This window comes from Rhodoferax ferrireducens T118 (assembly GCF_000013605.1).
Classification (GTDB): domain Bacteria; phylum Pseudomonadota; class Gammaproteobacteria; order Burkholderiales; family Burkholderiaceae_C; genus Rhodoferax; species Rhodoferax ferrireducens.
Genome location: NC_007908.1, coordinates 2,996,194 through 3,016,030 on the forward strand (window position 1 = coordinate 2,996,194; position 19,837 = coordinate 3,016,030).

Genomic DNA, 19,837 nt, shown 5'->3' on the forward strand with positions numbered 1-19,837 from the left:
TCATTTCCCTTTAAACAAGTTTTTGCACGGGCAAAATTCCGAACTAATCCCTTTTTGGGCGCAGACTTTCAAACAGGCATCAACGTCCGGTTGGCTTTTGAACCAGTCGATGCCCAGCCAGCCGCCTTTTCCGTTGCTAACCATCTCCTCGCATCCTTCGCCGCCTGCATTCACTCTTGCATCCCTCAAGATGCTCCGGAATTCAGGATTCTCCGACCTGCGGTTCGCTTGTGAAATAGTCTCGGCCGACGTCAGCCCCACGGCGCTCAATTCTTCGGCCTGAACCTTTTGAATGCTCAGAAAGACGTTGATCGTTTTGAATTCGATGGGAAGGGATTCCATGGCAATGCGCTGCCATTGGCTGCCGTCGTGTTTGAAGATGACATAGGGCGGGTTTGGCCTTCCCCATTTGTTGTAGGAAAGGCAGAGATTCGGGGACGCAACGATGTAGGCCGTACCGTTCAACGCATGCACGGCCAGCAGGTTGAAGTTGGCGCGGCCCACGTCCTCGCTGTATTCGCTGGTCCAGGCGATGGCCTTGCTTGAACCGGGTGGCGTAAAGCGGATGCTGTGCTCCTTGATCGGCCCGGATTGCCCGGGCTCGCTGCGGCCGCCATAGCTTTGCGAGCGCTCGACGATGATTTTTTGTCCGTCGTGCAGCAGCACTTCTTCTTTCCAGCTATTTCCACCGAAACCGAGTAACCCAGCACTAGTGTTCATGCTCACTCCCATCACTAAAAACAACCAAAATTTCATCATTCGCTTCATCCATAGTTGGTTGGTTCTCATGCTGCAACCCTCCAGTCCGAATCGTTCGTAGCGTTGCCATTTGATGCATAGATGGTGTCGTTGCTTGCGCCGCCGCTCAAGGTGTCGGCCCAATCCCCGGCTATGATCACGTCACCCAGGTCACCGCCAGTGAAGGTTTCGGCGCCACCCTGGCCGACGAAGATCTGGCTTTTGTCGGCATCCCGCGCCGTGGCGGTCACCGCGCTGGTGCCTGTGTTGACGTTCCACTGCTCGTAGGTGGTGCCCACGCCATAGGCACCATGGGCTGCTGCCATGGGGTCGAGCCAGAGCTTGGCGTAGGCGGCGGCTTTGTTTTGCGCGCCTTGCAGGCCATCACCGATGGCGCTGGTGTATTGCAGCAGGGCGCCCGACTGGGTGAAGAATTCCTGGCCTGCGTAATCGGTGCCTTGCCAGTAGTACCACTCGATGCCTTGGGCGATGAGGGCATCTTGGGCTGCCTTGTTCAGGCCGGCGATGTTGGTGCCTAGCTTATTCAAGTCGGAAGCGAAGTGGGTGAGCATGCCGTTAGCAGCGAGCAGTACTTGGGTTCCATCATCGCTGCGCACACCCACTTCGTTGCGGATGAGTTTGGTAATGATGACTTGTTTGTTGCCCAGCACGTCACCGCCGTAAAGGGTTCTATCCATCAGCCGCTCCAGTGCGGTGGGTAGCTTGCCCGCTTCGGTTTGAAACGTATCGCTCAAAAGCGCAGCCACATGCAGGTCGATGCTGTGCTTATCGCCTGCGCTCAGAGTAATAGCGGAATTGGTAAACAGCGGGTTGGTACTGCCTTCAATCCAACTGAACATGCCAAAATTTGCTTCCAGCAATTCGCCTTTTATGGCATAGGCCTTTACATTGGCTTCGCGCGCAGCAAAGTCTGTTGTGGGGTTGTAGTTCAGCAACGCAGGGTCAGCAGTGCTGCCAAGCTGGAAGCGCACGTTAGGCAACGCGCGATTGAGGGAGAAAATGTCGGCGAGTGTGGTTGCTTGCGTTGAATCAGCCGACTTCTGAAACGGTGCGGCCGCAAATACATAGGCCGGGCGGTCAAACCATACCGCCATGACGCTGGCAAGTCCTCCACCCAGGCTGTGACCAGTGAATGTAATGTTGTCGCTGAGAGTGGCGTCTGCCTTGACGCGCTGGTATAGCTTGGCGGCTTCCAGCGCCTGTGCACTGGCATCACCGATAGCAAGGGGCATATTGCCATTGAGAAAATCAGCCGCGAGGCCGTAGGACGAAGTGTTGAACTCGGTGCCGCCATAGCTGATGACAACTTCGCCTGTGGCGGTGTTTTGGTAGACGCGGGCGCTGAGGCCGGTACTGGCGTTCGGGCCAAAGTCGCTCATGTCGTATTGAGTCAGGACTTTCCAGCCGGTGGGGGTGGGGGCATCGTTGTCGGTGTCCTGATTGTTTTGTGGATCTATTGCGCCGTTGCGTACATCCCAATATGAACCTGCGGCCATAAGTGCCATGTCTGATTGAATTGTCATTTTGTTTCTCCCTGTTGATTGGTGTGTCTTTGAATGATTAGGCCGTTGTCTCCCGCTGCGCGGGGATTATTTTTCCAGTGCTCCATCTTGGTTTTCCACGTCAAAAGTGAATTTGCGAAGGGCAAAATTCCTTCCGGACTCGGTGTTACAGGCATGATGTTTTGGCGAGGGAAGTCTGGAATGTCATCCCAAGATTTAGCGGGTCGCTCCGTGCCATCTTTCTCCAGAATGAGCACTGTGTACGCTGGGTCGACTAGCTTTTTGGGAGGGATTCCAGTTGTAACTCTCAGCGCGAAAAACCAATTACCGTCGTGTTGCTCAATCATTTTCACGTCATAGCGTTCAAAATTTCGACTGATCTTGCCCCACGGTGGTCCCGCATCAAAGGTGACTTCTGTATCTCGGTCATGCGCCAACCACCGATCTGTCCGTGAGCGTCGTTCAAATGTTCGTTTGACATGTACCACGATCATTCGACCATCATGCAACTGCACTTCTTCATCCCACTCGATGTCGAAGTAACGCGGATACAGACCGAACTTCAATACATAGCCTCCTGCCAGTACCAGCACTATTGCCAGAGCCCCAAGCACCTGTCGGCTGCGGGGGGTCATTGCAAGACCTCAACTCTTGCCTGGGTGCACGGCAACCCACTAACAACTAGATGTTTCATACGAAATCGGCCTCTAGCTCGCATGGAACGTTCGCAAGTAGCTATTAATTTAGGATCGACGATCAGGCTCCTTCTGTTCATGTCGCTCACCCCATTACCGTCCTGCCAGACTTGAAGTCGGCTGTAGATGGCATCCTGGCCATCGAGCGTGTCTGCGCCCGCACCGCCGATGAATATCTGGTTCTTGCTGTCGTCAGGACCTCGTCGCCCAGCAATGCCGGGCGTGAAGTGGGTGAGGATGATGTCGTTGCCTTCCCCGCCAATGAGCGTGTTCAGACCCAGGCCACCGGCAATCAAGTCGTCGCCTGCACCGCCGTCGATCAGGTTTTGCGACGCGTCGCCAATCAGCGCATCGTTGCCGTCCAGGCCATAGACCTCTACCCGCTTGATGCTGCTGGAGGTGTTGTAAGCCGTGATCGCATCGCTGTTGCCGGGCGCTGCCACGGTGGCGCTGCCGATGTAGGTCACTTCGCCGGTGTCGGCATTGGTGCTGGTGTTCAGCGGCACGGTATCGCCGTTCACGACACGGACTTGTGCCGGGCTCACCGGCAGGGCTGCGTCGGTGGTGAGGGTGATGCCAAACTTGCCCTGGCTCCAGTTGTTCAGGACGATGGCCTCCTTGTCTGCCAGCCGCCCGGTGCGGTGAATCACAAGAGTGCCATTGCTGTCAGCCGCTGTGCCGTTGGGGGTGAGCGCATCGGGCTTGAACTGGAACTGGTATTTCTTGTCATCGCTGATCCAGGCGCGCCCGAGCCGGGGGCTGATGCTTTTGCCGCCGCCCAGGGTGTCGGCGTCTATCTTGATGATGCCGTCGGTATCCCCGATGGTGTCTGTCCCCCAGCCGACCAAGTCGCTGGAGGTGAAGGTGTAGGTGTAGGTGTCGGTGCCGCTGCCACCATAGAGCTTGTCGTCGCCTTTGCCGCCGTCCAGGGTGTCATCGCCATCATCGGCCAGCATGACGTCGTTCTTGTTGCCACCGGTGAAAGTTTCTGCGCCACCCTGGCCGAGGAATATCTGGCTTTTGTCGACATCGCGCGCCGTGGCGGTCACCGCGCTGGTGCCTGTGTTGACATTCCACTGCTCGTAGGTGGTGCCAACGCCATAGGCACCATGGGCTGCGGCCTTGGGGTCGAGCCAGAGCTTGGCGTAGGCGGCGGCTTTGTTTTGCGCGTCTTGCAGGCCATCACCGATGGCGCTGGTGTATTGCAGCAGGGCGCCCGTCTGGGTGATGAATTCCTTGCCTGCGTAATCGGTGCCTTGCCAGTAGTACCACTCGATGCCCTGGGCGATGATGGCGTCTTGGGCCTGCTTGTTCAGGCCGGCGATGTTGGTGCCGAGTTTGTTGAGGTCGGAAGCGAAGTGGGTGAGCATGGCGTCGCCGCCTGCAGGCATGCCGCCTATGCCGCCGGTTTCGTGACGAACCAGGTGATCGAGGAAGTTGACGTTGGTTGTGTTGCTGATTGAGGTCGAGTAGGCATACAGCTTGGTGTCAAAAATCAGCGGCAACACACCGGTCAGCTTGGCCGTGAGTTCATTGAGAGCTTGGCCGGGCGCGGCGGTCTGCTGGCTTTGTAAAAAGGCAGTAAGCAGCGCCTGAGCATGCAGGTCAAAGCCTGACACGCCCGGCGCGCTGTTGGCAATGGTTTGGGTGGTCGTTCCGATACGGTCATACACGGTCCAGGGCGCGCTGGACAGAAACTCTCCCTGGACATTGATATTGCTGATCAAGGCAGCATTGGGTATGAAGGTGGTGGCCGCGCCGAACGCTTCCTTTTGCTCGATGTAGCTCGCCAGCGGTTTGAGTGCCGCGTCGCTGTACAGGCGGTTGCCGCTGGGGTCCGTCTGGCTGGACAGATAAGCCATGACGTCGGGCGCCTTGAACCAGGCGGTTTTGGCAAAGGGGGCCTGGTCGAATGTCTGGGCTTGGACGCCAAGGAACACGCCGACCAGCGCAGCCAGCCCACCGCCCAAACTATGACCCGTGAGGGTGATCGTTGCGCCGGGATTGGCGGCCTTGACTTGCAGGTAGTACTCGACAGCCTGCAACAGTTGGGTCGACCCGACGCCAGTCGCCAGACCGGCGTTTGCCACCATGTCGCCGGAATAGTCTTTGTCGTAGGTGCCGGCGTAGGAGATGACGATTTCCGAGCCTTTTTGGAATGAGATGGCTTCGAAGCCTGAGGTGACCGGAAAACCTGTAGCCGTGGTGGAATCGGGAACCGGGAAATATGGCGTCCACCCTTGCGGAGCTGGAAGCCAATTTATTTCGTCGCGCGTTGTGCGATAAACATGGCCCGCCATCAGTGCGTATTCAGTCGTTGTTGTCATGATTGCTCTCCTTCAAGTGTTGTGAGTAGATTTCAGATCACAAATTACTTGGGGCTTGACGCAATTGGATTAGGTGCTTTTGGCCCGCTCGAATACTGGGGGCACCGTTCCTTCGGCAATGCCTCCCTCAAGATGCTCCGGAATTCGGTTTGTCGGTAACTGGCATAAAGTCTTTTGATTGTTTCTGCGGACACCACAGACTGGCCTGCATTTTTTGCCTCATCGTCTGGCGATGAAAAAATCAGATTCGGAGTTTTTAGCTCTAGCGGTAACTCTTGCAAAGCAATGCGACTCCACTGTTTACCCTCGTGTCTGAACACGACATAAGGCGGGTTGGGCCTGCCCCATTTGTTGTAAGACAGACATCCCATGGGATACACAACAAGGTATGCCACAGCGTTATGTATTTCGAGCAGCATCGGTTAGAAATTGGCCCCACCGATATCTTCAGTAAAAGGGTCTTCCCAAATTACTCGCTGCTTGGTGCCGGGCATGTTGAAGGCTAGGCTCTGCTCCCTGATGGGCGGCGGCTGCCCGACCTCACGACGCCCGCCGCGCTGAACTGTGCGCTCGACGATGATCTTGCTGCCTTCGTGCAGCAATACCTCTTCTTTCCAGCTGTTTCCACCGAAACCGAGTAAGCCAGCGCTAGTATTCATGCTCACTCCCATCACTAAAAACAACCCAAATTTCATCATTCGCTTCAGCCATAGTTGGTTGGTTCTCATGCTGCAACACTCCAGTCCGAATCGTTCGTAGCGTTGCCATTTGATGCATGGAAGGTGTCGTTGCCTGGGTCCGGGGCCAAGATGATCGAAAACCGTTTCAGTACTTTCATGTGCCAACTCCGTCTTGTTGCATGGACCATAGATTTGAAAAATCACTGCCAATTGTTGTCGCCAAAGGGCCACCACTTGTCATTTTTTCGACAACGTTCTGCTGGTGTTTCAAAAAAGCTGTTTCGATAGCATTAACCACCTGCGCAATCACGCTGCCCTGAGTGCAACGTACATATTTCCACGCAATGGCCTTCGCCGCTTCACGCGCATCTGCATCATTCAGAATTTGCTCTATAGCTTCATGCGCATGGGTCGCCACATGTTCCAGCGGCAACACCTGTGCGGCACCCGTGGATTTGATTCGCTTGGCAAGCATGACCTGCTCGACGGTGCGTGGAATCAGTAGCAAGGGAGTGCCAGCAAGCAAGCTTGCCGCGATCAGTCCATGCCCTGCATTGGTGATGGTGATGTCAGCCTGTTCGAGGAGCCCAGCGAGTCTGACTGGATGCGGATAGAGTTGAATGCGGTCGTCACTCAAGCGCTCTGCCGCACCTGCCTGAAGCCCCGGCAGCACTGCGATCACCCGTGCACCCAGGCTCTTCAACACTTTCAGGAGAGCCAGATTCGCCCGGTCTGGCTGAAGGTACACAAACACCCGGCGTGTTGTGTGCTCTGTGGACGGTTCAGACCACCGTGCCACCGGTCCAAATTCTGTAGAAAACAAGGGGCCGATGTATCGGCCCTGTAGCCGTGGCCCAAAGTGGTCAGTTTCTGGCAAGGTGGCAATCAACTGAGTGGCGCTCTTGTAGAGATCGCTCAACCATTGAAGCTCAGTCACCCCCGCGCTGGAACAGTGGCGATTGATACGCTTTACCAACGACGCTTCCATTTCGAACACCGAAGCTTCGTCTACCATTTTCGATGGGCGGATGATCGGCAGCGTTCTAGATTTGGGCGGTGCTTCCCAGCCGATAGCCAGATGCACAGCCGGCAATTTTTGCAGCCTTGCAGCCAGCATGGCGAGCGGGGCAAACTCGATCAGGAGTACATCTGGTCTGAAATCTCCGATTAATGTTGCCCAGAGGCTCAGCGCGTCGGCAAGGCCTTCTTCGTCGCCATAGGCATATCTGCCCAGGATGTCGGCATAGCAAACGACGTCGCTTTCCCGTTGTTCGCTCCCCGCCCGGGAGCGAATCGTCGGACATTTGACACATTTGACTTGCGGGTCACGCAAGAACTCATGGGCAGAGGCAGGATCGGGAACCGCCAGCAAGACCTCATGCCCGTTGCCCCTGAGTTCCGTCACGACCGGCAGCAGACGCAGCAGATGCCCGAGATGAGTCCCTAGCTCCCAGACGACCAATACTTTCAACAGCGTGGAAGCAGATTTCAAGCGCCCTCCAAAACTTGGTGCCCTGCGGCAGGTGTTGGAGGATTGGAGACGCTGCGCATTTGCCTCGCCCCGTCCCTGCCCAGATGAATCACCTCATCGACCCGCAAAGCCTTGGGTAAGGCATGGGTAATAAATAGCATCGTGACCTTGCCTTTGAGGCCATTAATAGTCCTGGCAAAATGCTCGGCCGTTTCCGCATCGAGCGCACTGGTAGCCTCGTCAAAAATCAGTACCTTGGGGCGCTTCAGCAAGGCACGCGCAATCGCCAGGCGCTGCTTTTGACCGCCTGAAAGGCCGGCACCGCGCTCTCCAATCGGCGTTTGGTAGCCCTGCGGCAGCGCTTCGACGGTGGCATGAATCTCTGCCATCTTGCAGGCCTGCACCACCTGCTCGAAGCTGGCGTGCGGGTTGGCCAGCGCCAGGTTGTCGTAAATCGTGCCACTAAACAGCACGGTTTCTTGCGGGACCACGCCAAAAGTGGTGCGCAGCTCATTGGCGCTGAGGTGGCGAATATCGATGCCATCCAGTTTGATCTGTCCGTTGGTTGGCCAATAAAAGCCCTGCAGAAGTTTGGCCAGTGTGCTTTTGCCCGAGCCACTGGGTCCCATCAGCGCGATGGTGCGACCCGGCTCGATGTCCAGACTGAGGTTCTCATACAGATAAGGCAGGTCATCGGCATAGCGGAAGGCGATGCGGTCGATCTCGATGCGGCCTTGCCCCGCGCCCTGACGGCCCGGCGTCAAACTGTAGGGCTCAACTGGCGCGTTCATCAGGTCACCGAGCCGTGCCACGGCCAGACTTGCCTGTTGGAACTGCTGCCACAACCCGACCAGGCGCATCATCGGCTGGCTCAGCTTGCCGGCAAACATCTGGAAGGCCACCAACATGCCTATGGTGAAGACCGCTGCTTTGCCGGTGGCTGCCTCGGCGGACGGATTCATCACGATCCAGGCCCCCACCAGCAGGATGAGCAAGGTCATCAGTTGCTCCAGCGTGGAGGCGATCACGTTGTAGGTGTTGCCTATCTGCTTGGTTTGGAAGCCTGACTGCAAATACGTAGCCAGGTAACCTGAGTACTTGGCCTTCAGTTGCGGCTCGAACTGCAGGCTCTTGACGGTCTCAAAGCCTGCGATGTATTCGGTCAAAAACGCCTGGTTGCGCGCGCCCAGCATGAACTGCTCGTTCAGCCGGGCCTGAAATACCGGGGCGACCAGTACCGACAAAATGCCAATGACCGCCAGAATTCCCAAGGCAATCAGCGTCAGCGGCACCGAGTAATAAAACATCACGGCCACTGCAATCAGCATGAAGGGCAGGTCAAGAACTAGGGTGACGGCGGCCGAACTGACGAACTCGCGAATCGTCTCCACACCATGCAGCCGCGCCGCTACTACGCCGGTGGGGCGGTTCTGAAAATAGCGCGGTGGCAATTTGAAGAGATGATCAAACACCTCAGCCGCCAGTACCGCATCGACCCGGTTGCCGGTGTGCAGCACCAGATACTGGCGTACCCAGGTGAGGACGGCGGTGGCCACCATGAAAATCGCCATGCCGACGGCAATGGCAATCAAGGTGCTCTGGGTCTGGTGGACGATGACTTTGTCGATGATGGCCTGGGTGAAAAGCGGCAAGCCCAGGGCCAGCAGTTGCAAGACCAGTGAAGCCCACAGCACATCACGCCAGACCTTGCGATGTTTGAGCAGTTCTGGCACAAACCAGCGAAAGCCAAACGAGGCTGATCCTTGTTGGGGCTGATCGGGGTCGTTGAACGCTTCGACCTGTGGTTGCAGCAACAGGATTTGGCCGCTGTAGCGGGCTTCGAATTCGGCCAAGGGCTGGGTGTTGGGTTTGTTCGAGCCAGCTGGGATCCAGGTCACGGCATCAGCGCTGGCGCTGACCAGCAGGCCTAGGCCGGGCTGGTTTTCGGCAGGCGTAAGCAGGAAGATGGTGGTCGTTGAGAGGCGCGCCAACTCAGCAGAACTTGCTTCGAGCAAGCGAGCTTGAAAGCCCAAGGCGCGAGAGGCTGTGACCAGGGTGGCCGCAGAATACGGCGGCGCATGCTGTTTGAGCAGCAGCTCGGGATCAAACGGTTTGCCATGCAATGCGCAGCAAGAACCTAGTGCCCAGACCAACTCCCTCAACTGAATCTCTTGCAAGAACCGCTCCTCGCCCTCACAACCCGGTTGCAAGGTGTCCCTATGTTGCTATTGCAAATGCAGAAATGCTTTCTGGTCTTGTGGCGCATCCAACATCTGATAAAGCGAGGCCAAAGGCCATGAATTTGATCATTGAAGTAGCCAATGGCAATCCTGTAGGGTTGCAACAGCGAAGATGCTGATGTAACGAATGGTAACCGGCTACTCTGTCAGCGACTATCCCCCAAATGGGGGGTATCCAATTTTTGACATACTTTTTATCCAAATTATTCGGTTCGAATCAGGAATTGTTGGGCGGGTTTGGGCGGCCCCGTAGCCTCAACGAGAGAAGTACAACAGATTGGATGGGCAGTATGATGAAGCGCTTGCCAACCCATGAACACCCAAAGAAACTTTCATGCTCAACAGTCTTTCACCTTTTCTGCTGCATTGGGGCATCACAGCAATCTCGCTCTGGGTCACCAGCCTCCTGTTCCAGGGAATTCGGTTCAGCAGTACCTCTGCGTTGATCGTATCGGCACTGCTGCTGGGCTTTGCGAACGCCGTTGTCAAGCCGCTGCTCATTGTCCTGACCTTGCCGTTGACTTTTTTGACATTCGGCCTGTTCCTGTTGGTGATCAACGCCTTGATGATTCTGCTGGTTTCGTCTCTGGTCACGGGTTTCAAGGTCTCAGGCTTCTGGACCGCGTTTTTTGCCAGTATTTTCATTTCCGTGCTCAGTTTTGCGATTGGCGCCATCTTGCCCAGTGACAGTCCGGCGCACGATATCCAGATGCCCCACAGCGGCATGTGGCTCTGACAAAGAAAGATCACCATGGCCTACCCTCCAGAATTTCTCAAACTCGTTGACGAGTTCATTCATCTTGCCAACCGATTGGCCGAGGGCGGAAACGACGGAGAGGTAAGCGCCGCAATTTTGTTCGCCGCTGGTCGTTATAACGCCTTCAATTTCGTGTCCCGCAATGGTACGGAACAGGATCGCGAGAAGGCGGTGGAGTTTTATGTGTCGGAGTACCGTAAAGCGCTTGTCTCAAACATGGAGGGTGTCGTCGGACCTGTGGTCAAACCACAAGGCTAGAGACCAGTAACAACGTCGGCACACAAACTGAGTTGCGATCGGAGTCATCATGAAATGGGAAGGCAATCGAGAGTCTGACAACGTCGAAGACCGGCGCAATGAGGGCGGCAGTGGTTTTGGGGGCGGCCTGCTGGGCGGGCGCAGCATCGGCATTGGCACCGTCGTGGTGGCGCTGCTGGCCAGCTGGATTTTTGGCATCAACCCGCTCACCGTCCTGAGCCTTTTGAGCGGGGGTGGCGGCTCACCGTCGGCCCAGGTACAGCAACAGACACCCGCACAAAAGCCACCGGCCGATGACCGCATGGCCGCCTTTGTGTCCACGGTGCTGGCCGACACCGAGGACGTCTGGAAAGACGTTTTTGCCAAGAGCGGCGGCACCTATCAGGAACCCCGACTGGTGCTGTTTCGCGGTGCGACGCAAACCGCCTGCGGTCAGGGACAGGCGGCAATGGGGCCTTTCTACTGCCCTGGCGATCAGAGGGTGTACATCGACCTCGGTTTTTACGAAACTCTGAAAAACAGGCTTGGTGCACCCGGTGATTTTGCCCAAGCCTATGTGATTGCCCACGAGGTGGGCCACCATGTGCAAAACCTGCTCGGCATCAGTGCCAGGATGGACCAGATGCGTGGACGCGTTAGCACGGCCAACTACAACATCTTGAGCGTGAAGCTTGAGTTGCAGGCCGACTGCTTTGCTGGCGTGTGGGCCAACCACGCCCAGAGCGCGCGCCAGATTCTGGAGCAGGGCGACGTGGAAGAAGCCATGAACGCAGCGGCCAAAATTGGCGACGACGCTTTGCAGCGTTCCGGCGGTGGCGCCGTGGTGCCCGAGAGCTTTACCCACGGCACCAGCGCCCAGCGCCAGCGCTGGTTTGATGCGGGGCTCAAGAACGGCAGCATTCAGGCCTGTGACACCTTCAGCGCCCGAAGTCTGTAAACACAAAATGGCTCATTGAGGCCCATGGGGGCCAGTAGCTATGTGGAATTTTTGTGAACCGAAGCAAAAGGGTCAATGGCTGTTGACTCTGTGCTGGGCGTGGCTTCATGCAGCTGGTCGGGCACCGTAGCAGGCCACGCGGCTTGCATCTGACTGTCATGAAACGCAACGGATTCCTGCCACAAGGACCAATCAGACTCCTCGTTGCCTTCAACCACTTCAGGAAGTGGGAGAGGCCGCGGTATGAGTCGCCTCTCCTTGGCTGTCGATGAAGTCTTGTTGAGTGCTTCTGTCTGCGTTGGTCTGTTCACTGCAACTTTTGAATTCCTGAAAAAATTCAACATGGGCGCCCCTCACTTCTTTGACTTTGCTCCACTACATTTGACATTTGACATTTGACAGCAGATTATCCTGCGGAATGGGATACGCGTACCACCCCCAATGATTCAGGCGGACTGGCGGGCCGCCGCGATGGCCTGATTGCGCAGTGTTCTGAGCAAGGCCAGTTCTTTCTCAAATTGACTGCTAACTACCGACACCAGAATATGCTTTTCCCTACATCAGCTCAGTTGTTCGTCTGACATCGTTTGCGGGTACAGCGCGTCATGATTGCTTTCACAACACATCAAGGAGAAAGCCATGGGCCTCGGAACCATACTTCTCATCATTCTGATCCTGATGCTGGTTGGGGTTATGCCAACCTGGCCGCACAGCAGGAGTGGGGCTACGGACCCAGCGGTGCGCTGGGTCTGGTGGTGGTCATCATCATTGTGCTGCTGTTAATGGGGCGTCTGTGACAGGTCATCTTGCCTGACGGACTGGTTGATGCGAACGCGCTCAAGCTCCGCGCTGATTGGCGCGATGGTATTGGCACTCGCCGCCTGCGGTGAGGTGGCCACGCTGCCACTATCGGCCGGCATCGGGCCAGAGCCCAAGTTGCCACCGCCACGGCACACGCTGATTCCAACGGTGAACATCGCGCCCGCCAAGGGCTGGCCGTCTGGCGGGAAGCCACAGGCGGCACCGGGTACGCGCGTGAACGCGTTCGCCAGCGGCCTTGATCACCCGCGCTGGCTTTTTGTACTACCTAACGGGGATGTGCTGGTGGCTGAGACCAATGCCCCGCCCAAGCCCGAAGACGCCAAGGGCATCAAGGCTTGGCTGACCGGCTTGGTGATGAAGCGGGCCGGAGCGGCTGTGCTCAGCGCCAACCGCATCACCCTGCTGCGCGATACCGATGGCGACGGGGTAGCGGACCAGCGCTCGGCGCTGCTGGAGGGGCTGAACTCACCTTTTGGCATGGCGCTGGTGGGCAACGCGCTTTACGTGGCTACCTCCGACGCGGTGCTGCGCTTTGCATACACAGCCGGCGACACACGCATCAGCGTGCCTGGCGACAAGCTGATCGACTTGCCTGCGGGTCCGATCAACCACCACTGGACCAAGAACCTCATCGCCAGCCCGGACGGCAGCAAGCTCTACGTCACCGTGGGCTCGAACAGCAACGTGGCTGAGCGAGGCATGGCGGTAGAGACGGAGCGCGCCGCCATCTGGGAGGTGGACATCAAGAGTGGTGCGCACCGGATCTTTGCATCCGGCCTGCGTAACCCGAATGGACTGGCATGGGAGCCTCACAGCGGCGCGTTGTGGACGGTGGTGAACGAGCGCGACGAGCTTGGCAGCGACCTGGTTCCCGACTACATGACCTCGGTGCGCGACGGCGCCTTCTACGGTTGGCCTTACAGCTACTTCGGCCAACACCTCGATGAGCGGGTGACACCACAGCGGCCCGATCTGGTCGCCACGGCGATTGCACCGGACTACGCCTTGGGGCCGCACACCGCCCCCTTGGGATTGGCGTCCTCGGTCGGTACCACGCTGCCGCCAGCCTTTTCCAAAGGCATGTTCATCGGCCAGCACGGCTCATGGAACCGCCGGCCCCACAGCGGCTACAAGGTGATATTTGTACCCTTTGAAAGCGGCCAGCCCGTCGGTGCACCGATTGACGTGCTGACGGGCTTCCTCAGTGAGCAAGGCACTGCCTTCGGCCGCCCCGTGGGTGTGGCGCTTGACAGGCAGGGCGCACTGCTGGTGGCCGATGATGTGGGCAATGTGGTCTGGCGTGTGAGCGCAGAGCATTAGCCGTCAAAAATGCTCAAATTTCAGGTGGACTGGCGGAACGCCATGATGGCCTGATTGCGCAGCGTTCTGAGCAAGGCCAGCTCTTTCTCATCGAGCACCAGCCCGCCCTTGTCTGCTTTGTCAGCGTAAATCAAGCCAAAGGGTCGGCCCTTGATGTTCACCGGCAACAGCAAGAAGGTCGGCGCGTTGAACAGTTCACGATACCAGGCGGGCAGACGAGAGGTGATGGTCGCTTCGCTTGCGTCCCGGATCATGGTGTCAATGCCCTTGCTGCACACCACTGCAAACAGATCGGGCGGCGTCGTTTTGAGCGACACGTTAAATTGTTTGACCAGGTGCTCGACACCCTGTCCCAAACCAAAGCGACCAGACAGTATCTCGGTTTTTGGATCACGCATGCAGAAGATGATGCGCTGAAAGCCCATGGCCCGGAACATGGTTTCCAGGATCATGCGCAAGACATCACTCAGTTGGAAGTCCTCCACCAGCGTGTTGGTGATGTCTTGAATGCCCGCCGCCAGAATTTGCGCTACTTGTTGGGTATCGCGCGCCTCAACTTCGTTCGCTTGCGCAAGGACCGCCTGGGTGGCTTGCAAGGCCATCGGATACAGCGAGTCGGACGCTTCGTCGCCTGAATTCGGGTGCGGGCCGTCAGGCTCTGCGGGCGCCTTCAGCAGTTTGGCGGCAGCCGAGCCGGGCAGCACCTTGATGTCCATGACACTGGCCATCTCGATCAATTTTTTGCGTGCCACGATTGTGGCCACCTGCACCTCGCTGCTGCTCACACCCAGGGCTCGGGCATAGCGCTTGCCGAGCTGCGCCAGTTGCCCGTCGACCGCCTGAGGATCGGCGTGCAGCATCACGTCGGCCATGTCATTGGCGGCCAGGGCCAGCCAACGCTGACGTTCCACCCCGTCCAGCAGCGTGCGCGTGGGTGGCTCGCCGCTGGGCTTGTGCATGCAGCGCTGCAGGTCCTCGGGCAAACCCCAGGCTTTGGCGACCCCGACACCCAGCGCCTCAAAACTCAAACCCAGCACGCTGACGGACGCGGTGGTTTCGCTGACCGGCTGGTGGCTGGTTTCGGTAAGGCCGCGTATGGTGCGCGCTTCTTCCGGAAAGTAAAACGCGGCCAGCAAGCGCCCCAGGTTATGAAACATGGCGCCAAGAAAAGCTTCCTCGGTGCCCTGCATCCCCGGGCAAAGCTCGCTGGCGATCGAGCCGGCCATCAGGGAACGCAAAAATTCTTCTCTCAGCACATGGGCATGGGCTTTGTCCTGCATGTGTTCCAACAGCACCAGGCTAAGCGCCATGTTGCGAATGCCGTTAAAACCCACCAGGCTGACCGCCCGTGACACCGTGCCGATGCTGCTGCCGCGGGCGTAATGCGCGCTGTTGACCAAACGCAGCAGTTTGTTGGTCAGGGCCACGTCCTTCAGGATTTCATTGGTGACACTGTTGATGCTCTCTTTTTCTGAACTTGCCATGTTCTGGATGCGCAGCACCGCATCCGACAGCGCCGGAAAATCGCTCTTGTGGCGCATGCGCCGCAACAAAAACGCCAGCGTGCTGTTGTTGCTGGCAGCGCCCGCCCCGGTGTTCTGTCCGGCTTTGGCCGCTGCCACACCCGACCAGTTGGCCAACTCGTCACGAAACACCTGCGCGCTGGAATAACGTTGCAAAGGATCACGCGCCAGCGCCCGCATGACCACCGCACGCAGCTGATCGTCAACATCGCCACTCAAGTCGGGCGACAGCGTGAACTGCTCGTGCAGCACCCGGTAAATCGCACGATAGGGATCGCGTTCAGCATTGAGCGGCTGACCCGATAGCATTTCGGCCAGCACCATGCCGGCCGAAAAAATATCCATCAACGGCGTGGGCGGCAAGTTTTGCGCCGCCTCGGGCGACATATAGCCCGGCGTGCCGCCCGTTGGCACCTCGGCGCTGTTGCCACCCTCCTCCTGTATGCGTGCGGCAATGCCAAAATCCATCACCCGCGCGCGCCCGGTTGGGTCGATCACAATATTGGACGGCTTCAAATCGCGGTGTATCACACCGGCGGCATGGGCCACCACCAGAGCATCCAGCACGCCCAGCATCAAGGCCACGGCCTCAGTCGGCAGCATGGCACCCTGTTTGGCCAGCCGGTCGGCCAGCGTTTGCCCCGGCACATACTCGAACACCAGATAAGGCTGCTGATCCTGTACGTCAGCTTCAAAAACCGGCACGATGTTGGGGTGCGTCAGGCGGCTCACACTGCGCGCCTCCTGCAGCCACTGGGCAAGGGCCGACGCATCCGAGCCGGCGCCGATTTTCATGAGCTTGATCGCGACGTCACGCTCCAGGCGCGGATCAAACGCCAGCCAGACCGTCGACTGCGCCCCCCGGCCCAGGATGCAGCGCAGCTCAAACCGCCCCAGCATGGCGGGCTGAGCTGGCGCAGACAGGCCAGGCGCCAGCTTGCGGATGGTCTTCAACGGTGAAAAATCAACCATGGATCAATGAACAGAAAAAATATGCAAAAAATCAAATCGTGGCAGCAAGTATGACACTGACGCCATCGGCTGGTCTTGCTCCGGCACAACAATGAACCAGGCGTTTGCGTTAAAGTGCAAACCCGCTGCATTGCAGCACATTCCCAGAACAACCATGGTCATTAAAAAGAGCATTGTTCGACGCTACCTGATCCTGTCGGTGCTCGCGTCGACGCTCTTGCCTTGACGCGCGGCGCTATCAGCTGGAACCCTTGACCAACCACCCTGGAGTCGCAGGGTTTGCAACTGCAAAAAAAGGGGATGTGCACAGTGAGGTGACGGCGGTTTTACAACAATACTTTTTTAACAGGATTCATCATGTCGCAATTCAGTTTTGAAACCGCCCCCAGAATCATTTGTGAACAGGGCGGAGCCAATCGTCTGGGCGAGATCGCCAAAGGCATGGGCATTTCCCGACTCTTTCTGGTTACCGACGCGGGTCTGATCAAGGCCAAACTCATCGACGGTGCCCTGGCCTCATTGACCGCCGCTGGTGTCGCGGCAACCGTCTTTTCCGACGTTCTGGCCGACCCACCCGAGCTCAGTGTGCAGGCTGCAGTGGACGCCGCGCGTGCCGCGGGCGCCGACGGCGTCCTTGGCTTCGGTGGCGGCAGCTCGCTTGATACGGCAAAACTCGTCGCCCTACTGGCATGCACGCCGCAGGCGCTGCCCGACATCTACGGCATCGGCCTGGCGCGCGGCCCGCGCCTGCCACTGATCCAGGTGCCGACCACTGCAGGCACCGGTTCCGAAGTCACGCCGATTTCCATCCTCACCACCCCCAGCCATGAAAAGAAGGGCGTGGTCTCGCCGCTGCTCTACCCGGACGTGGCACTGCTCGACAGCCGCCTCACGCTGGGGCTGCCACCCACTGTGACGGCCATGACCGGCGTCGATGCCATGGTGCATGCAATCGAATCCTTCTCCACCCGCTTGAAGAAAAACCCGCTCTCCGACGCGCTGGCAATCAAGGCGCTGCAACTGCTCTATGCCAACCTGCCAGCGGCAGTGAACGACGGCAAGGACCCGACCGTGCGCGAGAACATGTTGCTCGGCTCCTTATTCGCCGGCATGGCCTTCGCCAACGCACCCGTAGGTGCCGTGCACGCGCTGGCCTATCCGCTTGGTGGTCACTATGGCCTGCCGCACGGCTTGACAAATTCCCTGGTCTTCGTGGCGGTGCTGAGGTTCAATCTTGCTGCGGCGCAAGGCCTCTATGCCGAGCTGGGCCGCGCCATCCTGCCGGAACTGGCTGCTGCTGGCGACAGCGAAGCGGCAGCCAGCTTCGTGGCGGCCATCAGCGCGCGCGTGGCGGCCATGCCCTACGCCCAAAGCCTGCGTGATGCAGGCGTCAAGCAGGATGACCTGCCGATGCTGGCGCGCGACGCCATGAACGTCCAGCGCCTGCTGGTGAACAACCCGCGCGATGTGAGCTTTGATGACGCGCTGGCCATGTACCAGGCCGCCTACTGAACGGTATGTGGTGCGCTGGGGGACAGGACGCGTGCCAAGCGGCCTATTTCAGCTGCACCGACCCCGATACCGTCACCAGCACCGCGGTCTTGCCGGCTTCCACCGGAACCGGTGCATCCGCCACCGCCTTGGCCTCCATGGCCATCATCCGGGGGCGCGGGATATAGCCCTGGTCATTTGCGCTGACGTTGACTTCGCGCAGGGTGTAGCCGGTAAAACCAAAACCGCGGGCAATGTCGCTGGCGCGGGCTTTGAAATGTTCAATGGCAATGCCTTGCGCATCGGACTCGACCCGGGTGCGCTGCTCGCGGCTCAGGCCGAAACTGACATTGCTCACGGTCAAGGTCTGTATCTTGCCGGCGGCACTGCTGATGCGTGCAAAGTCGCGCCCCTCCAGAATCAACTCGGCAGTACCCTGCCAGCCGATCGGCTTGCCGTCCCGCCCGTAGCGCGGATAAAGGCTGAAGTTGCCGGTACGCGCATCAAGCTGGCCCGGCTGTGCCGTCTTCTTCGCCTCGACCAGGGCGGCGTCAAGCGCGCTCTTGAGCTGGCTTTGTACCGCACTGGCATCACTGCCGTCGCGGGTGGTGCTCATGGCAATCGACAACAGATCTTGCGGCACCTCAACCGAACCGGTGGCCAAGAGCTGCACCACGTTCTGCACCGCAGGCGGCAAGTTTTGTTGAGCAAATAGGCTGCTGGCCCCCGTCAATACTATGCAAGCTGCTACTAATTTAATAGTTTTTTTCAAACGAATACCCTCCAGACATCGACACGCCATTTGGCAGTCCCAGACAATGATTCAGTATTATTTGCTGGTCACGTTGAGCAGGCCATCGAAGCTCTGCTGACGCAACTGCTCGCGCAGATCGGCACGCTCCTGCGCTGACAAGCGCCGATCATAGATTCCGCGCGGCTCCAGGGCTTCTGCGTCGACCAAGGGGCTACTCTCCTGCGCCTGAAGTGTCTGTGACCGCTTCAGCGCCTCGCGCAACTCGGAGCGTCGCAAATCAGGCTGCAACTGCATGGAGGCCTCTTCCCGCCTGGGCGCAGCAGACTGCGCCCAGGCGCCCACCGCAGCGGCAGACAGAAACAGGAAAAAGAAATGAGAATGCTTCATGGACAAACCATAACGCCAAATCGGCTGCTCGCGAATACACTGTTAGACAGTCGCAACACCCGCTGAGGCAACATTTGTAACATCGTGTCAATGATGCGCGAAAATTCCGTCATTCCCGTTGCTTAGCCTGCCAAAATCGGCTTTGTTACAAATTCAAGGAGGCCCAGATGAGCCAAGTACCCAGCCGGAACGACAAAATATTAATCTGTGATGACGATGTCCGCATCCGTGACCTGCTGCGCCGGTATCTGACACAAGAGGGGTTTGACGTGTTGCAGGCCGAAGACGGCAAGTCGCTCACCCGCCTGCTGGTGCGTGAACCGGTGGACCTGATCGTATTGGACCTGATGATGCCCGGCGAGGACGGCCTGTCGATCTGCCGACGCCTGCGTGCCGCCAATGACCGCACCCCCATCATCATGCTGACAGCCAAAGGTGAGGATGTGGACCGTATTGTTGGCCTGGAAGTTGGCGCCGACGACTACCTGGGCAAGCCATTCAATCCACGCGAACTGCTGGCGCGCATCCACGCTGTGCTGCGACGACGCCCGACCCAGGAGGCGCCCGGTTCGCCCGCCAGTGACAGCGCGGTCGTGACTTTTGGGCCGTTTACCTTTGACCTGGGGGCTCGCACACTGCGCAAAGACGACGAGGACCAGCCTCTGACCACCGGCGAATTCGCCATGCTCAAGGCGCTGGTGCGCCATCCGCGCCAGCCGCTGTCGCGCGAAAAACTGGCGCAGTTGGCGCGTGGCCGCGAGTTTGAACCCTTTGACCGCAGTCTGGACGTGCAGGTGTCGCGCTTGCGCAAACTGGTTGAGGTGGACGCCGCCGCGCCACGCTACATCCAGACCGTCTGGGGTGTGGGCTACGTTTTCGTCCCTGATGGTGCGGCTTGAACACTTTCGCTGACGCGCCGGTCACGCCCCAGGACAACAGTGG

The 19,837-nt window shown here is 58.4% G+C and carries 17 protein-coding genes and 1 pseudogene; 8 read left to right on the plus strand and 10 right to left on the minus strand.

The genetic code is table 11. From position 1 onward, the window contains the following. The 7 genes from RFER_RS13735 to RFER_RS13765 all read right to left on the minus strand — a co-directional run bounded on the left by RFER_RS13735 (window position 1) and on the right by RFER_RS13765 (window position 9,611). Entirely contained in the window at window positions 1–789 is a 789-nt protein-coding gene (locus RFER_RS13735; protein WP_041790742.1) for a hypothetical protein, read from the minus strand. Beyond that, window positions 786–2,282, minus strand: a complete 1,497-nt coding sequence (locus tag RFER_RS13740; RefSeq protein ID WP_011464997.1) for a lipase family protein — start codon at window positions 2,280–2,282, stop codon at window positions 786–788. Before RFER_RS13740 ends, RFER_RS13735 begins: the two co-directional genes overlap by 4 nt. Next, on the minus strand, window positions 2,279–2,896 hold the full coding sequence (locus tag RFER_RS13745; protein ID WP_011464998.1) for a hypothetical protein: 618 nt from the start codon (window positions 2,894–2,896) through the stop codon (window positions 2,279–2,281). The genes RFER_RS13740 and RFER_RS13745 overlap by 4 nt, the downstream gene beginning before the upstream one ends. Continuing rightward, on the minus strand, window positions 2,893–5,283 hold the full coding sequence (locus tag RFER_RS13750; RefSeq protein ID WP_011464999.1) for a lipase family protein: 2,391 nt from the start codon (window positions 5,281–5,283) through the stop codon (window positions 2,893–2,895). The genes RFER_RS13745 and RFER_RS13750 overlap by 4 nt, the downstream gene beginning before the upstream one ends. Window positions 5,284–5,705: 422 nt before the next feature. Then, window positions 5,706–6,011 carry a hypothetical protein gene (locus RFER_RS23035; RefSeq protein WP_049765661.1) on the minus strand — a complete coding sequence of 102 codons (306 nt, stop codon included), beginning with the start codon at window positions 6,009–6,011 and terminating at the stop codon, window positions 5,706–5,708. Between the two features lie 106 nt (window positions 6,012–6,117). After that, complete coding sequence (locus RFER_RS13760) at window positions 6,118–7,455, minus strand: glycosyltransferase (protein ID WP_011465000.1); 1,338 nt, start codon at window positions 7,453–7,455, stop codon at window positions 6,118–6,120. Further along, window positions 7,452–9,611, minus strand: coding sequence for a peptidase domain-containing ABC transporter (locus RFER_RS13765; protein ID WP_244095726.1), 2,160 nt, complete (start codon window positions 9,609–9,611; stop codon window positions 7,452–7,454). Before RFER_RS13765 ends, RFER_RS13760 begins: the two co-directional genes overlap by 4 nt. Before the next feature lie 397 nt (window positions 9,612–10,008). Between RFER_RS13765 and RFER_RS13770 the strand changes: the two genes are divergently transcribed. The 6 genes and pseudogenes from RFER_RS13770 to RFER_RS13795 all read left to right on the plus strand — a co-directional run bounded on the left by RFER_RS13770 (window position 10,009) and on the right by RFER_RS13795 (window position 13,768). After that, on the plus strand, window positions 10,009–10,410 hold the full coding sequence (locus RFER_RS13770; protein WP_011465002.1) for a phage holin family protein: 402 nt from the start codon (window positions 10,009–10,011) through the stop codon (window positions 10,408–10,410). Window positions 10,411–10,425: 15 nt separating this feature from the next. Further along, window positions 10,426–10,689 carry a DUF3144 domain-containing protein gene (locus RFER_RS13775; RefSeq protein ID WP_011465003.1) on the plus strand — a complete coding sequence of 88 codons (264 nt, stop codon included), beginning with the start codon at window positions 10,426–10,428 and terminating at the stop codon, window positions 10,687–10,689. Window positions 10,690–10,738: 49 nt separating this feature from the next. After that, window positions 10,739–11,626 carry a KPN_02809 family neutral zinc metallopeptidase gene (gene ypfJ, locus RFER_RS13780; protein ID WP_011465004.1) on the plus strand — a complete coding sequence of 296 codons (888 nt, stop codon included), beginning with the start codon at window positions 10,739–10,741 and terminating at the stop codon, window positions 11,624–11,626. 243 nt (window positions 11,627–11,869) lie between these two features. Further along, window positions 11,870–12,025 carry a hypothetical protein gene (locus RFER_RS24140; RefSeq protein ID WP_166485723.1) on the plus strand — a complete coding sequence of 52 codons (156 nt, stop codon included), beginning with the start codon at window positions 11,870–11,872 and terminating at the stop codon, window positions 12,023–12,025. A 240-nt stretch (window positions 12,026–12,265) separates the two neighbouring features. Continuing rightward, window positions 12,266–12,423, plus strand: a pseudogene (locus RFER_RS23515) (DUF3309 family protein). Window positions 12,424–12,451: 28 nt separating this feature from the next. After that, complete coding sequence (locus tag RFER_RS13795) at window positions 12,452–13,768, plus strand: PQQ-dependent sugar dehydrogenase (RefSeq protein WP_011465006.1); 1,317 nt, start codon at window positions 12,452–12,454, stop codon at window positions 13,766–13,768. A 20-nt stretch (window positions 13,769–13,788) separates the two neighbouring features. Here RFER_RS13795 and RFER_RS13800 read toward each other — a convergent pair whose 3' ends face one another. Continuing rightward, window positions 13,789–16,263 carry a serine/threonine protein kinase gene (locus tag RFER_RS13800; RefSeq protein WP_011465007.1) on the minus strand — a complete coding sequence of 825 codons (2,475 nt, stop codon included), beginning with the start codon at window positions 16,261–16,263 and terminating at the stop codon, window positions 13,789–13,791. A 357-nt stretch (window positions 16,264–16,620) separates the two neighbouring features. Between RFER_RS13800 and RFER_RS13805 the strand changes: the two genes are divergently transcribed. Continuing rightward, window positions 16,621–17,775, plus strand: a complete 1,155-nt coding sequence (locus RFER_RS13805; RefSeq protein WP_011465008.1) for an iron-containing alcohol dehydrogenase — start codon at window positions 16,621–16,623, stop codon at window positions 17,773–17,775. A gap of 43 nt (window positions 17,776–17,818) precedes the next feature. On the opposite strand, the gene RFER_RS13810 is transcribed toward RFER_RS13805, so the two are convergent. Together RFER_RS13810 and RFER_RS13815 are read right to left on the minus strand one after the other, a co-directional pair. Next, window positions 17,819–18,556, minus strand: a complete 738-nt coding sequence (locus RFER_RS13810) for an SIMPL domain-containing protein (protein ID WP_011465009.1) — start codon at window positions 18,554–18,556, stop codon at window positions 17,819–17,821. Between the two features lie 27 nt (window positions 18,557–18,583). After that, window positions 18,584–18,895 (minus strand): hypothetical protein, encoded by a 312-nt coding sequence (locus tag RFER_RS13815; protein ID WP_011465010.1) that lies wholly within the window; start codon window positions 18,893–18,895, stop codon window positions 18,584–18,586. Between the two features lie 167 nt (window positions 18,896–19,062). On the opposite strand from RFER_RS13815, the gene ompR reads away from it, so the two are divergent. Further along, on the plus strand, window positions 19,063–19,794 hold the full coding sequence (ompR, locus tag RFER_RS13820) for an osmolarity response regulator transcription factor OmpR (RefSeq protein ID WP_011465011.1): 732 nt from the start codon (window positions 19,063–19,065) through the stop codon (window positions 19,792–19,794). The last annotated feature ends 43 nt before the right edge of the window (window positions 19,795–19,837 follow it).